This is a genomic window from Pseudomonas sp. MH10 (assembly GCF_034353045.1).
Classification (GTDB): Bacteria; Pseudomonadota; Gammaproteobacteria; order Pseudomonadales; family Pseudomonadaceae; genus Aquipseudomonas.
The window spans coordinates 723,470-738,714 of record NZ_CP133783.1; the positions used below are offsets into that span (position 1 = coordinate 723,470).

General features: G+C 54.9%; 12 protein-coding genes and 1 pseudogene. 2 read left to right on the plus strand and 11 right to left on the minus strand.

Annotated features, from left to right (window positions below; genetic code table 11):
* Positions 1-2: 2 nt before the first annotated feature.
* The 7 genes and pseudogenes from RHM59_RS03390 to RHM59_RS03420 form a co-directional block, all read right to left on the minus strand.
* Complete coding sequence (locus RHM59_RS03390) at positions 3-1,484, minus strand: mannitol dehydrogenase family protein (RefSeq protein WP_322285953.1); 1,482 nt, start codon at positions 1,482-1,484, stop codon at positions 3-5.
* Between the two features lie 19 nt (positions 1,485-1,503).
* Positions 1,504-2,607 (minus strand): sn-glycerol-3-phosphate ABC transporter ATP-binding protein UgpC, encoded by a 1,104-nt coding sequence (locus RHM59_RS03395; protein WP_322285954.1) that lies wholly within the window; start codon positions 2,605-2,607, stop codon positions 1,504-1,506.
* Positions 2,608-2,647: 40 nt separating this feature from the next.
* A complete protein-coding gene (locus RHM59_RS03400; RefSeq protein WP_322164607.1) occupies positions 2,648-3,481 on the minus strand; it encodes a carbohydrate ABC transporter permease in 834 nt (277 codons plus the stop codon).
* Between the two features lie 10 nt (positions 3,482-3,491).
* The gene (locus RHM59_RS03405; protein WP_322164606.1) at positions 3,492-4,424 is read right to left on the minus strand and encodes a sugar ABC transporter permease; all 933 of its coding nucleotides are present in this window, start codon (positions 4,422-4,424) and stop codon (positions 3,492-3,494) included.
* 82 nt (positions 4,425-4,506) lie between these two features.
* The gene (locus tag RHM59_RS03410; protein WP_322164605.1) at positions 4,507-5,817 is read right to left on the minus strand and encodes a sugar ABC transporter substrate-binding protein; all 1,311 of its coding nucleotides are present in this window, start codon (positions 5,815-5,817) and stop codon (positions 4,507-4,509) included.
* A gap of 241 nt (positions 5,818-6,058) precedes the next feature.
* Positions 6,059-6,964 carry an AraC family transcriptional regulator gene (locus RHM59_RS03415; RefSeq protein WP_322164604.1) on the minus strand — a complete coding sequence of 302 codons (906 nt, stop codon included), beginning with the start codon at positions 6,962-6,964 and terminating at the stop codon, positions 6,059-6,061.
* A 27-nt stretch (positions 6,965-6,991) separates the two neighbouring features.
* Positions 6,992-7,231: pseudogene (locus RHM59_RS03420) on the minus strand (helix-turn-helix domain-containing protein); the annotation flags it as partial.
* A 64-nt stretch (positions 7,232-7,295) separates the two neighbouring features.
* Here RHM59_RS03420 and cobF point away from each other — a divergent pair.
* Positions 7,296-8,060 (plus strand): precorrin-6A synthase (deacetylating), encoded by a 765-nt coding sequence (cobF, locus tag RHM59_RS03425; RefSeq protein ID WP_322285955.1) that lies wholly within the window; start codon positions 7,296-7,298, stop codon positions 8,058-8,060.
* Positions 8,061-8,171: 111 nt separating this feature from the next.
* Here cobF and RHM59_RS03430 read toward each other — a convergent pair whose 3' ends face one another.
* The 4 genes from RHM59_RS03430 to RHM59_RS03445 all read right to left on the minus strand — a co-directional run bounded on the left by RHM59_RS03430 (position 8,172) and on the right by RHM59_RS03445 (position 11,447).
* Positions 8,172-8,732 (minus strand): hypothetical protein, encoded by a 561-nt coding sequence (locus tag RHM59_RS03430; protein WP_322164602.1) that lies wholly within the window; start codon positions 8,730-8,732, stop codon positions 8,172-8,174.
* 111 nt (positions 8,733-8,843) lie between these two features.
* Positions 8,844-10,148: a glycosyltransferase gene (locus tag RHM59_RS03435; protein WP_322285956.1), complete on the minus strand. Its 1,305-nt coding sequence runs from the start codon at positions 10,146-10,148 to the stop codon at positions 8,844-8,846.
* Between the two features lie 126 nt (positions 10,149-10,274).
* Positions 10,275-10,793: an Hcp family type VI secretion system effector gene (locus RHM59_RS03440; protein WP_322164600.1), complete on the minus strand. Its 519-nt coding sequence runs from the start codon at positions 10,791-10,793 to the stop codon at positions 10,275-10,277.
* A 285-nt stretch (positions 10,794-11,078) separates the two neighbouring features.
* A complete protein-coding gene (locus RHM59_RS03445) occupies positions 11,079-11,447 on the minus strand; it encodes a response regulator (RefSeq protein ID WP_322164599.1) in 369 nt (122 codons plus the stop codon).
* A 272-nt stretch (positions 11,448-11,719) separates the two neighbouring features.
* Here RHM59_RS03445 and RHM59_RS03450 point away from each other — a divergent pair, with 272 nt between their 5' ends.
* Entirely contained in the window at positions 11,720-15,208 is a 3,489-nt protein-coding gene (locus RHM59_RS03450; RefSeq protein WP_322164598.1) for a response regulator, read from the plus strand.
* Positions 15,209-15,245 lie beyond the last annotated feature (37 nt).

Consider the following 15,245-nt stretch of genomic DNA (forward strand, 5'->3'; position numbering starts at 1 on the left):
CCTCAGGCGATTGTGGCCAACAGTTTTTCCAGGGTTTTCTTCACGCCCAGCTCGCGCAGGCTGTTGAGATTGTGTTCGAAAGACGCGATGAACTCAGCCGATTGCGCAATGGCCGCGCCGAAAATCTCTTCCACCGCCAGCAGCCGCTGGGTAACCAACACATCATCAGCCACCAACGCTTGGCAGAACTCGGCGCGCGGGTCGGGTATCTTGAACGTTGCGCCGTTCTCGTCTTTGCCCTTGAGGTACAGCGCCCAAGCTGCGACCACCAACGATGCGCGGTCGAGGTTACCCTTGTCGAGAATCAGCCGATTGATGGTCGGAACCGTGAATTTGGGAAACTTCGACGAGCCGTCGGAGCACACGCGCTCCAGTTGGTCGGCGATGGCCTGGTTGGAGAAGCGCTGAATCAAGGTGTCTTTGTAGGTGTCCAGATCAATGCCGGGCACCGAAGCCAATTGCGGTGTCACGTCCAGGTCCATGTAGGCGCGGATGTAGCGCACGTAGAGTGGATCGTTCATGGTTTCATGGACGAAGCGGTAGCCCTGCAAAAAGCCCAAATACGTTAATGCCAAGTGGCTGCCATTGAGCAACTTTATTTTCATGTCTTCGTAAGGCGTTACATCGTCAGTGAACTGCACGCCGACTTTTTCCCACGCGGGACGCCCGTTGACGAACTTGTCTTCCAATACCCATTGCACGAAAGGTTCGCAGACCACTGGCCAAGCGTCGTCGATGCCCTTTTCGTCATGCAGCTGCAAGCGGTGAGCGGTGCTGGTCATGGGGGTGATGCGGTCAACCATGGCGTTGGGGAAGCTGACATTGGAGGCGATCCAGTCGTGCAAATCGGCGTCGCGCAAGGTCGCGAACGCCAGCAGGGCTTTTCGGGCCACAGCGCCGTTATGCGGCAGGTTATCGCAGGACATCAAGGTAAACGCGGGCGTGCCGTTCTGGCGGCGTTTGGCCAATGCGGCGCACAGTAAGCCGAAGACGGTGGTGGGTGTCGACGGGTGCGCCAAGTCGTGCTGAATCTGTGGCAAATGCGCCATGAATTCGCCGTTGCTGTCGTCGATGCAATAACCGCCTTCGGTGATGGTCAGCGACACAATACGAATCTCAGGGCTGGCGAGCTTGTCGATCAGCGCCTGGACACCGTCTGCCGCCAGCAACATGCCGCTGATGGAGCCGATGATGCGGGTTTCAGTGTCGTCGGTGTCACCCAACTCGTACAGCGTGTACAGATAGTCCTGTCCTTGTAAGGCGTCACGCACGCCGAGGTCTTCCGGTCGCAGGCCGATGCCGCAAATGCTCCAGTCATGGCCTGCGCCGGTGTTCATTAGCGCATCGGTGTAAAACGCCTGATGCGCACGGTGAAAACCACCGACCCCGATGTGGGCGATGCCTTGACGGGTTTCGCTGGGCGAGTAGGCCGGGCGGGCAATATGCGGATCCAGTTGTGACAGGTTTTGCTTGTTGAGCTTCATGATCAGAATTCTCGAATGCTTAAGCGGCGACCTGCAAGGCGTTGGCGATGACCAGACCTTGGGCGTCGAACAAATGGCAATGGGCGCTGTCCAGGTGCAGGTTCAGCGTTTCGCCGTACTTACTGGCGAGATCGCCGCGGATACGCATGGTCAAGGCTTCACCAGACGAGGTCCGCACGTGGCAAAACGTGTCGCTGCCCAGGCGTTCGCTGACGTCGGCAATCACTTGCATCTGACAGTCGCCGACGTTGGCAATGTTCAGATGCTCCGGACGAATGCCCAAGGTCACCGGGCTGCCGACTGTCAAGCTGGCGCCGTTCAACGGCAAGCTGACAATGGCACCCGCATCAAGGGACACATCACAGCCACTGCTGTCGACGCGGCTGATCTTGCCTTTGAGAAAGCCCATCTTCGGTGTGCCGAGAAAACCGGCAACAAACAAGTTGGCCGGGTGGTGATACAGCTCCAGTGGCGTACCGACCTGTTCAACTTTGCCGCCATTGAGTACCACCACTTTGTCGGCCAGGGTCATGGCTTCGACCTGATCGTGGGTCACGTAGATCATCGTTGCTTTCAATTCTTTGTGCAGCCGCGACAGCTCCAGCCGGGTTTGTACCCGCAGGGCGGCGTCGAGGTTGGATAACGGTTCGTCGAACAGGAAGACTTTTGGATTACGCACGATGGCACGCCCGATGGCGACCCGCTGGCGCTGTCCGCCGGACAGCTGTTTCGGTTTGCGCTCCAGCAGCGGTTCCAGTTGCAAAATACGCGCGGCTTCGGCGACTTTGCGGTCGACCTCAGCTTTGTCACCGCCTGCCAGGTCGAGGGCGAAGGACATGTTCTTGCGCACGGTCATGTGGGGGTAGAGCGCGTAGGTTTGAAACACCATGGCCAAATCGCGCTTGGCCGGGGACACTTCGGTGATGTCACGTCCATCAAGCTCGATGGTGCCGCCAGTGACTTCTTCAAGCCCGGCGATACACCGCAGCAGGGTTGATTTGCCACAGCCCGAGGGTCCTACAAAGACCACGAACTCACGGTCGCGAACGTCCAGGTCAATACCTTTGAGAATCTCGTGGCCGTCGAAGCCTTTTTGTAAATTTCTAATGCTCAGGTTAGCCATATGGCCTCCGTTCTGCTCTCGTTAAAGAGGCTGAAACTATCTATTTGACGGCGCCGAAAGACAGGCCGCGAACCAATTGTTTTTGGCTGATCCAACCGAAGATCAGGATCGGCGCACAAGCCAGGGTCGAGACCGCAGAAAGCTTGGCCCAGAACAACCCTTCGGGGCTGGAGTAGGAGGCGATCAGGGCCGTCAACGGCGCGGCGTTTGATGACGTCAGGTTCAGTGACCAGAACGCTTCGTTCCAACACAGAATCAACGAAAGAAGGGCGGTAGATGCCAATCCGCCTTTGCAGATCGGGACCAGCACCCGAAAGATTTCCTGGGCGGTGGTGGCGCCGTCCAGACGCGCTGCTTCAAGAATGTCCGGAGGAATGTCCTTGAAGTAGGTGTAAATCATCCAGACCACAATCGGCAGGTTGATCAGGGTGTAAATGGCGATCAGCGCAAAGCGGGTGTCCAGCAGGCCAAAGGTTTTGGCTAGCAAGTAAATCGGCATCAGCACGCCCACGGGCGGCAGCATCTTGGTCGAGAGCATCCACAGCAGTGTGCCTTTGGTGCGCTTAGTCTCGAAAAACGCCATGGAGTAAGCCGCCGGCACGGCCACCAGCAAGCAGATGATGGTGGCGCTGAAGGAAATAACGATTGAGTTCCAGGCGAAGTGAAAGTAATCACTGCGTTCCTGGATATGGATGTAGTTTTCCAGCGTTGGGGTGAAGAAGAACTGCGGCGGTGTGGCGAAGGCATCGATCTCGGTTTTGAAACTGGTCAGGACCATCCAAAAGATCGGGAAAAAGATCAGTGCTGCAATCGCCCAGGACAGGGTGCCCAGCAGCACGCTCTGTAAACGGCGGGATTGTTTGAGTGTCATCATGGCAAGGCCCTCATGACTTGTCGGTGAGGTTTTTGCCGATCATCCGAATCAGGATAATCGCGGCAATGTTGGCAATGACCACGGCGATCAAGCCGCCAGCCGAAGCCATACCGACGTCGAACTGCAGCAACGCCTGGTTGTAGATCAGGTACGCCAGATTGGTCGATGCATAGCCCGGCCCGCCGTTGGTGGTGGTGAAAATTTCGGCGAATACCGAGAGCAGGAAAATCGTTTCGATCATGATCACCACCGCAATGGGCCGTGCCAAGTGCGGCAAGGTCAGGTGCCAAAAGATCGCGATTGGGCCAGCACCATCCAAGCGGGCTGCTTCTTTCTGTTCTTGATCCAGCGATTGCATGGCGGTCATCAGGATCAGAATGGCGAAGGGCAGCCATTGCCAGGACACAATGATAATGATCGACATCAGCGGAAAGTGAGCCAGCCAGTCCACCGGCTGCGCACCAAAGACTCGCCAGAGCGCCGCGAGAATTCCCGACACCGGGTGGAAAATCAGGTTTTTCCAGATCAACGCACTGACGGTTGGCATGATGAAGAATGGCGAGATCAACAGCACACGCACGATGCCGCGACCGAAAAATTCACTGGCCTCCAGCAATGCGGAAATCAATACGCCGAGAATGACACTGATCAACAGCACGCTGCCCACCAGCAACAAGGTATTGATGGCGCCGGGAATGAACCCGCTGTCAGTGATGAAATACGTGAAGTTTTCCAACCCGACAAATTCGTGGTCGCCGGGCGACAGCAGGTTGTAACGAATCGTAGAGAAGTAAACGGTCATGCTCAATGGCACGATCATCCACACCAGCAACATCAATACCGAGGGACTGACCAGATACCAGCCGGGTTTAGTCAGGCGGCGTTTTGCTTTGGGTGTCGGGCTGGACGTATCCAGACGAGGATTGATGGCAGACGTATTCATGGTGACTCCGAAACTCGGTGCAAGCCTGGACAAGGTGCCGAGCAGCGGGGAGCCGCTCGGCACTGGCAACAGTCGGTCGTGACTATTTCTTCGGATAGCCCGCGCGCTTCATGTCGCGTTCGGTGGTGGTTTGAGCCGAGGCCAGAGCCGCGTCAACCGTGCTGGAACCGACCAGCGCTGCCGAAAACTGTTGGCCAACAGACGTACCGATTGCCTGGAACTCAGGAATGGTCACCAACTGGATGCCAACGTAAGGCACCGGCTTAAGCGTCGGTGTTTTTGGCGTGACGGCTTTCAGCGATTCCAGGGTGATTTTGGCGAAGGGTGCAGCCGCCATGTACGCGTCGCTGTAAGTCGAAGCGCGGGTCCCTGGTGGCACGTTGGCAACACCGTCAGTCTTGGCGACTAACGCAGCGTATTCCTTGGAGGTTGCCCATTCGCTAAAGGCTTTGGCGTCTGTCTGGTTTTTTGCGCTGGTCGGGATCGCCAGTGCCCAGGAGTAAAGCCACGCCGAGCCTTTGTCGGTGACTTCATGCGGTGCGTAAGTGAAGCCTACGTTGTCCGCGACTTTGCTTTGGGTCTTGTCGGTGACGAACGAGCCGGCAACGGTGGCATCGACCCAGATGGCGCATTTGCCGCTGTTGAACAAGGCCAGGTTTTCGTTGAAACCATTGCTGGAGGCACCGGGAGGACCGGAAGCCTTCATGGTATTGACGTAGAAGTTCAGCGCGTTTTTCCATTCAGGTTGGTCGAACTGCGGTTTCCACTGTTCGTCGAACCAGCGTGCGCCAAACGAGTTGGCGACGGTGCTGATCAGGGCCATGTTTTCGCCCCAGCCGGCTTTGCCACGCAAACAAATGCCGTACTGCTCTTTGTTCTTGTCGGTGAGTTTGGCCGCGAACTCGGCAATTTGAGTCCAGGTTGGACGCTCAGGCATGGTCAGACCGGCCGCTTTGAACAGGTCGGTGCGGTAGTAGGTCATTGAGCTTTCAGCGTAAAACGGCAGGGCGAAAAGTTTGCCATCCACTGACAGGCCATCACGTACGGACGGGAACACATCGTCCAGCGCGTAACTGGCCGGTAAGTCCTTCATCTCTTCAAGCCAACCTTTCTGGCCCCAGAGTGACGCTTCGTACATGCCGATGGTCAGCACGTCGAATTGCCCGCCTTTGGTGGCGATATCAGTGGTGAGTCGTTGACGCAGGACGTTTTCTTCCAGCACCACCCAATTGAGCTTGATGTCAGGGTGTTCTTGCTCGAAGGTTTTGGAGAGGCGTTGCATGCGGATCATGTCACTGTTGTTGACCGTGGCGATGGTCACAGTGCCGGCGGAGGCGATGCCGCTGAGAGCCAGACAGGTACTTGCAAGTAAGAGCTTTGCGGGGATCTTCATCGATTACTCCTCTTCTGCGCCGATGAGGCTGCAGAGGGTCAGTTATTGTTTTTGTAGCTTCCGGAGGTACGGAAGACTGTCCACTGATTACAACGGTCTCGGCGTGCAATGACAAATCCTGCGCAGCACTCGAACTGATACTATTTTGCACAGGGTGCGTGAAAGTAAACGCACTGAAATACCGCCCCTGCATAGCATAGAGCGGTTTTGGCATTTTTGAAGGGCGATGGGGAGGGGTAATTCAGTACAGGTTTTGTTCGGTCAGGCGCTGCACGGCTAATCGACGGTAGTGGGACGGCGTCATGCCCTTGAGCTGTTGGAAGCGGCGGTTGAAGTTTGAGATGTTATTAAACCCGGACTCGAAACAGACATCGGTCACGGGCTTATCGCCCACCGCCAGCAGTTCGCAGGATTTGCTGATGCGCAGCCGATTGACGAATTCCACAAAACACCGGCCAGTGGCCTGTTTGAACACTCGGGAAAAATACGTCGGCTTCATGCCCAAATAGTCGGCCACTTCTTCAAGGGGCAGCTCGCGGGCGTAGTGGGCAAATATATAGTCCACGGCGCGGTTGGTGCGGTCGACACTGTGTTCGTCCGGCAGTTGCGGCGATTGGGTGCCTGACAGCAACTGAATGTCATCGCTGGCCGCCAGCAGCTCCAGCAAAATGAAAAAATGCCCCAAGCGACTGATGCCTTTACTGTCGGCAATTTTTTGCATCAGCTTCATGGCCTGACGGATGGTGCGTTTGCAGCGGAACTCAATCCCATACTGGGCGCGCTCCAGCAGCGGCGTCAGGGTCTTGAGTTCAGCGAACACCAAATTGCCGCTTTCAAATAATTCATCGGTAAAATTCACCAACATGTCGCGTTTGGGCACAACCTCGTTCTCGTCGACTTGGCTGATCCAGTTATGCGGCAGGTTAGGGCCTGTCAGAAACAGGCTTTCCGGGTAGAAGTTGCCAATGTAATCGCCCACGAAAACCTTGCCGGAACTGGCGACGATCAAATGCAGTTCGTATTCTTTGTGAAAGTGCCAACGCACCAGCGGGCACGGGAAGCCATGTTCACGGTAGATGATCGACAGGCCATTATGGTCGTCCATCAGCTCATAAGACGGATCGGTGATTCTTGTTGTTTTTGTCATGGGTTGTTCGTCGCAATAGTGTGTCAGTCAGGCAAATATCACTTCAACCCGTCCCTCGCGCCGGGAGGGTGGTGCGGCCTTGACGACAATTTGTACGTCTTGGCCCAAACGCGCAAGGCAGTCGATCATTTTTGATTCGCTGATGCCGCGAAATTTGCCCCGCAGCATCTCCGAAACCTTGGGTTGGGGCATGCCAAGAATGTCGGCCGCTTGGACTTGGGTCAGGCGCCGCGCCTTGATGATCCCGCCGATTTTGCTGTTTGCTTGCTCCGCGGCGGGTGTTCACTATCTATGGGCTTAAAGCACGCGTCACTTTTGGAGCTGTTACCTAATGAAAAAAATACTGCTGATCGGTATCGGCGCCGGGGACCCGGAACAGATCACGATTCAGGCGGTGAACGCCATGAACCAGACGAACGTGTTCTTCGTACTCGACAAGGGCTATGAAAATGACGATTTGTTGCGCCTGAGAAAGGACATTTGCGAGCGCTACATCACCCACGCAAATTACCGAATAGTGCAAGTGCAGGACCCCGTGCGGCTGGGAAATCCGGTGTCCTATGAAATGGGTATTGAGGCCTGGCATGAGCAGCGAGCCGTGCTGTTCGAGCAACTCATTGCCGACGAAGTGGGCGAGGGCGAAGTGGGTGGTTTTCTGGTTTGGGGTGATCCGTCGTTGTACGACAGCACCCTGCGGATCCTTGACCGGGTCTTGGCGCGCGGTGCTCAGCCATTCGAGTATCACGTCATTCCAGGTATTACCAGTGTGCAGGCACTGGTCGCTCGGCATCGCATCCCGCTGAATCGTATCGGCGAACCGATTCAGATCACTACCGGGCGGCGACTGATGCAGCAGGGCGCTGACGGCGTTGAAAATGTGGTGGTGATGCTCGACGCCCATTGCGCCTTTGATCGCCTGACCGACAGTGATTTACACATTTATTGGGGCGCGTACCTGGGCACGCCGGATGAGATTTTGATATCCGGAAGGCTCAAAGACGTCAGCGCTGACATCAAACGCACCCGCGAAACGGCCAGGCGGGAGAAGGGCTGGATCATGGACACCTACCTGTTGCGCAAACCTTTCAAGACATAACCAATTGAAATATCTAAATTCACAGGATTTGCGTTTGGCTCAGAATTTTCGTTTAACCAACATCCTGTGGGAGCAGGCTTGCCTGCGAATGAAGCGCCGCGATCTGTCGGTCTACATTGACCCGACTTCTCCACTAGAAGACGTCAGGTTGATATTCACTACGCGGTACTCATCACGGCTGCGACGGACAAGGGCTTGGCTGCGGAACTGATCAATGCGTCCAGCTACCCATACGTCCAATTCCTCGCCTCGAGATTGAATCTTTACGTTAGGGTCTTTGGTTATCAGGAACGGTGAAGCGTCTGTGAGTGATGACAGAATCTGTTCGTCGTTGGGTAGGCCTTTATCCAAGTAATACCGGTAGCTGAATCCTACGGTCGCACCCCCGCCATTTGTGCTGACGCCGTAAACAAACCCTTGATCCCCAAATGGGTATTTAAGGATAACTTTGTCAAGTTGAGGTGCGTTCGGGCTAGTAAGCCAAGTCCAGCCGTTGATGAGCAGCGAGAACGCAAGTAACGCGTAAATTGATAGCCGTTTAGTCAGCATAATGTCCCTTGGATTGCGCATATCGGATGCCTTCTTTAATCCAATATATTGGAGACCACTGATTCGGTTGGAGGGGAAGCTGGCATCGGCATGGGTATCTATCCTTGGATTGAAAACCCACAAACTTTATCAAGCCAAGATATTCGAGACTGCACTTCACCTGAGTTTAGGAATACTCCTACATTTGAAGCTGTGATTTCACACGTAAGTCAGCCTCAAACACCGCCATCAAATTCAATGAGCGTTCCGATTCTTCGCCTCAATCCACTGCGCCATGTACTGGGTACTTTTGTGATGGTGATGGCGGAGCATTGCCCCGGTGAAGTTCTGCAGGCGATGTTGCTGCAGGTTTTGCCGACATTCCTCGATGCGGGTGATCAGGCTGGCGCAGTGTTGCTGATGGCGATACCGCGCTTCCAGTAGTGCCCAGCCTTTCGCCTGCGCTGCGGTCCAAAGGTTTTCATCCCGGTACAGTTCGACGGCGGCAGCGGCAATCTCGTTAGCGCTGCTGACGACTGCGCCGGGCCATGGCAGTTCGCCGTGCATGGCTTCGGCGCCAATGGGGGTGGTGACGCTGGGGGTGCCGCAGAGCATGGCGTCGAGGAGTTTGCCTTTGATGCCAGCGCCGAAACGCAACGGGGCCAGGCAGATGCGGGCGCCGGACATGACCTCCAATGCATCCTCGGCCCAGTTCATTACATGAAAACCTTGCGCCGCATTGTGCAGTGCTGTGGCTTTGGGTGGGGTGTAGGCGCCGTAGATATGCAGTTGCGCAGACGGCAGCTGTTGGCGAACCAGCGGCCAAATCGCAGTTTTTAGCCAAAGCACCGCGTCCCAGTTAGGCGCATGCCGGAAGTTGCCAATGGTGAGGAAGTGCGCACGCTCATCGAACCGTCGCCCTTGGCTGGGGACGTCATCCAGCATGAATGGGCACCAGTGCAGCAGTGATTTGGGCACCATGAACTGATCCGCAAGCAGGTCGATTTCGACGTCGGAGATCATCAGGTTGAGGTCGCAACGATAAAGCGAAGCGATTTCTCGTTTGGCGACGTCACTGGCCGCCATCGGTTGCAGAACGCCTTGAGCAAGAGAACTGAAAAATTCATTCAATTCATTGGGGTCTACGCTGTTCTTGAGGTGATCTTTGAACAATAGATGACGGGCGTCGCGCAGGCATTGCAGGTCGACCGTCTCCAGAACCCGTAGCGCGTTCGGGCAGTGCTTCTCTACACGCCAGCCGAATTGCTCTTCCATCATGAAGCGATCAAACAACACGATGTCCGGCTGAAGCTCGGTAATGAACGTATCGAAACTGCTGTTATTGAGTTCAATGTTAACTTCGCAGATGCCCAGCGCCGCAAGATCAGCCTTGTGCTCGCCGACTGCTGCCGGGCTGCTGAACGTGATCTGCCAGCCTTGCTCCAGAAAACAGTCGATGATTTGCATCATGTGCCCGCCAGCCGCGGATGAGCGCGGTTCGGGCCAGACGTAACCAATGATGAGCACATGGGTCGCAGTGCTCGGTTGGTTCAGGCTCATGTGGAAAGACTTCTTGTGTTCGGGGGGCGGTTATTAAACCACAGGGCGTCATGGGGATCGGAAGTGCCGCGTCATAACGAACAACGGCCAGGAAAACCTGGCCGTTGTTTACAGCGTCAGTCGAGGTTAGCCCGCGACCGGGATACGCCAATCATCAGAGCCCGAAGTACCGCTGACTTCGTGGGTCCAGATGATTTTACGGTAGGTAAAGTAAACGTCTTCAAGGTGGGTGAAATGCGACTGGCTTGGATCTTGGCAGTTCGGCATCCGCGAGTTCACGTCAACAATCAGTGCGTCTTCCAGCTCGATGGTGAAGTAGTGCTCTTGGGCGCCGGACGCCGAGGTGCGGAACCATTCAAGACGGCATTTGGTCAGCATTTCGCCGGTGGTCAAGGCAGTGAAAATCAACGGCGAGGACTTGTCGAACACCTTGGTGATCATCAGCGGTTTGTGAACGCGCTGGCCCGTAGGTTGGCCGGACTGAGGGTCTCGAGGAATGATGATCTGGTGGGCGAAGGCCTGGACCAGGATCTGGTCTTCATGACCTTCCTGATAGATGTTGCCAACCGAGGGCGCGGTGAAAGTATCTTTGGTGATCAGGCCCTGTTTGGTGCCTTCGATCGTCAAATAAGCGGGTGTTGGCATGAAGCTCTCCTTACTAATAATTACGGGGTCCACGTCGACGCAAGTGCGTCGCGAGACCTGTCTTTATCAAGAGCTGTGCCATAAATAAAATAGTCAATAAAAACAGTATATTGAGATGATTAACTCATTGTTATTCGAGATTTTTAGCTTTCAGTTCGAATGAACTGCGCAAGCTGTTGCGCACTGGATCGTTCAGGTCTGCGCAACTCCCGGGGTGCTGGCCAGAGGGAATACTCTATTACTAAAGTGCGTACAACGATTGAGCGGTGAGCACCCGTTTGCGCATCAATGCGCTTGACTCAAAATGTGTCTAACCTTTTCCCGCAGTTGATCGATCGAAAAGGGCTTGCCAATCATGTGCATGCCTTTAGGGACGTCGATGTTTTCCGAATAACCGCTGGCGAATAACACAGGCAATGCAGGGCGCAAGACCAGCGCAGCGTTGGCCAGGTCGACGCCCTTCATGTCGGGCAGACCTTGGTCGGTCATCAGCAAATCAAACGTTTTCCCATGATCGCTCAATTGCGCCAGAGCGGATTGGGCGTCAGCCGCTTCGAATACGGTGTATTCCAGCTCTTCCAGCACATCGACGATCAACATGCGGACAATGTGATCGTCTTCCACTACAAGGATGGTGCTGGCGCCTGCGGACATGGGGGTACTCCTTGGAATGAAAGCGAGGTAGATGGCTGATTGTCTCCGTTCGGCCTATTCATCAGTGAGTAAAAAATGACAACAAGTTCAACATTTACGAAAAATCTATTCAAACGAGTGTTTTTCTGTCCGCTATTCAACCAAAGTCGCTATTCAAAAAATAATGGCATCCCTTCGTGCCTGACATTTTGTATTTTTATGTCAGATATCGAGTCTTTTGGTGACGTTTACGGCAGACTCTGCGGTTTCGATGAATTCGCCCGGGCCTCCTGATGAACCATCCGTCTTCGATTGACGAGCAACGCTTCCGCAAAATGTTAACCCGCAATATCAGCCTGCCCTTAGGCGTCGGGGTGCTGAGTGCGGTGTTTTTCATCATCCTGATCACGTATTTATTGTCAGCGATTCAATGGGTCGAGCATACCGATAGGGTCATTAATAATGCCAATCGCTCGCTCAAGCTGTCAGTCGACATGGAGACCGGGATGCGCGGTTTTCTGCTGACCGGTGACGAGCATTTCCTTGATCCCTACGAAGTAGCCAAGCCGGCGATAAGGAGCGAGCTTAAAGGGATTGAAGAACTCGTCGCGGACAACCCTCCCCAAGTCGATCGGTTTAAGCGCCTGTCTGCTTTGCAGAACGACTGGAACGACTTTGCCCAGGAAATGATCACTCTGCGTCGTCAAAACGGCGACTATCAGAGCGCAATTCGAGCGGGACGTGGCAAGCGATTATCCGACGAGATTCGAACCGAATATGAAGTTGCAGTGCAGATGGAGCAACAACTGCGCACGTCTCGCAACGAAGGCGTAACGCGAACCACGATTTGGACTGTCAGCCTTTACTTGATCTTTGTTCTGTCGATCAGCGGGCTGGTTGCCTTCATTGGCCGTCGCGACATGCTCATGCTGTCTGGCACTTACAGTGACAATTTAAAACTGCAGCAAGAAAACGCACTGCGTTTGCAGCACGTCGCATGGCTGCGCAACGGGCAGAGTGAGTTAGCCGAACAGGTGCTCGGGCAACTGACATTGAACTTGCTCGGTCGTAACGTTTTGCAATTTTTTGCGCAGTATTTGGGCGCCTCGGTCGCAGCGATGTACGTCCGCCAGGAGCACGGCGGTTATCGGCGCGTCGCGTCCTATGGGTTTTCCCGTGAGCAGGAACAGCACGACCAGTCGATTTACAGTGACGAAGGTGTCATTGGCCAAGCGGCGCAGCAGGACAAAATCATCACACTGGACGATGTACCGCATGACTACTTCAAGGTCAGCTCCGGGTTAGGCGAAGGTTCGCCGCGCAGTGTGATAGTCGTACCGACCAGTAACGATGATCAGGTCAATGGGGTCATAGAACTGGGCTTCTTGCGAGCGCTCACCGAGCGCGATGTCGAGTTCCTGCAGGTGATTTCAGACAATATTGGCACCTCCATCGAGGCCGCGCGATACCGTCAGCGGTTGCAGGAAGTGCTCGCTGAAACCCAGCAACTGAACGAAGAACTGCAAGTGCAGCAGGAAGAGCTGAAAACCGCTAACGAGGAGCTTGAAGAGCAGTCACGGATTCTCAAGGAATCCCAAGTCCATCTGGAAACCCAGCAGGCTGAGCTGGAACAAACTAACAAGCAGCTGGCCGAGCAGGGCCAGGAGATGGCAGACCAGCGCGATGCACTGGATCGCAATAATGAAGAGCTGAACATCGCCCAGGTCGAACTGGAGGCGAGGGCCGAGGAGCTGCAACGTTCCAGTAAGTACAAGTCGGAATTCCTCGCCAACATGTCCCATGAACTGCGCACACCGCTGAACAGTTCATTGATTTTGGCAAAATTGCTGGCGGAAAACCCGACAGAAAACCTCACCGAGGAACAGGTCAAGTTCGCCGAATCGATCTATTCGGCAGGCAACGATTTGCTCAATTTGATTAACGATATTCTCGATATTTCAAAAGTCGAGGCCGGCAAACTGGACATGCGTCCCGAAAATACCAGCGTGGCACGGTTGGTTGAAGGCTTGCGAGGGATGTTTCAACCCTTGGCTAACGAGAAAAAACTCGATTTTCAGGTTGAACTCCAGGCGGGTGCGCCAACGATGTTGTTCACCGACCGCCAGCGCCTAGAGCAAGTGCTGAAAAACCTGTTATCAAACGCCATCAAATTCACCGAACGCGGTAGCGTCAGCTTGATCGTCTCGCGCCAGCCGGGTGAGGGCATCACCTTTACCGTGCGCGACTCGGGAATCGGTATTGCCGAGGAGCATCAAGAGAGCATTTTCGAGGCGTTCCGTCAGGCCGACGGCACCACCAATCGACGGTATGGCGGCACAGGCCTGGGGTTATCGATTTCCCGCGACTTGGCCAAGCTACTCGGTGGTTCAATTGCCGTAACCAGCGCTCCTGAGCAGGGCAGTATTTTTACGCTGGTAGTTCCGGAGCAGTATGTTGAGCCCGTTCAGCTCGAATACGGTGAGCAACCCGCGCCGATCCAACTGCCCGTCGCGGCGCCGGTGGTTGTAGCGCCAGCCACCCTTTCTCCAGAGCCGGTTGCGCTGTTTGCTGATGATCGAAATAACACCCCCTTTAAATCCAGATGCATTTTGGTCGTTGAGGACGAGGTCCGTTTCGCCCAGATACTTTTCGACCTGGCCCACGAACTGGGTTACCAATGCCTGGTGGCGCATGCCGCCGATGAAGGTTTTAACCTGGCGGTGCAATTTATCCCTGACGCCATCCTGCTGGACATGCGCCTGCCCGATCATTCGGGCCTCACGGTATTGCAGCGATTGAAGGAGCTGGCTTCTACCCGACACATACCCGTGCACGTGATATCAGTCGAAGACCGGCAAGAGGCGGCCATGCACATGGGCGCGGTCGGTTACGCGGTCAAACCCACCACACGTGAAGAACTCAAAGACGTTTTTGCCAAGCTCGAAGCCAAGTTGACCCAGAAGGTCAAACGCATCCTGCTGGTCGAAGACGATGCGTTGCAGCGCAACAGCATTGCCCGTCTGATTGGCGACGATGACATCGAAATAACGGCAGTCGGCTTTGCTCAGGATGCGTTGTCGCTGCTGCACGACAACGTCTACGACTGCATGATCATCGACCTTAAGCTGCCGGACATGTTGGGCAATGATTTGCTCAAGCGCATGTCGACCGATGACATCTGCGCCTTTCCACCGGTCATCGTCTATACCGGGCGAAACTTGACCCGAGACGAAGAAGCCGAACTGCTCAAGTATTCACGTTCGATCATTATCAAGGGCGCTCGCTCACCGGAACGGCTGCTGGATGAAGTGACCTTGTTCCTGCACAAAGTGGAATCCAAGCTTTCCAACGAGCGGCAGAAAATGCTCAAAGCGGCTCGCAGCCGCGACAAGGTGTTCGAGGGTCGGAAAATCCTCGTCGTGGACGACGACGTGCGTAACATCTTCGCGCTGACCAGCGCGCTGGAACATAAGGGCGCAGTGGTTGAAATCGCCCGTAATGGTCTCGAAGCCATCAAAAAACTGGACGAAGTGGACGACATCGACTTGGTGCTGATGGACGTGATGATGCCGGAAATGGATGGCTACGAAGCGACCATCGAAATTCGCAAAGACCCACGCTGGCGCAAACTGCCAATTATTGCGGTCACCGCCAAGGCGATGAAAGATGATCAGGAGCGCTGCTTACAGGCCGGTTCCAATGATTATTTGGCCAAGCCCATCGACCTTGATCGACTGTTTTCGTTGATTCGGGTGTGGCTGCCAAAAATGGAGCGGATCTGAATGGAACGTCTGAGACTTTGAGGCCACTAAGATGATT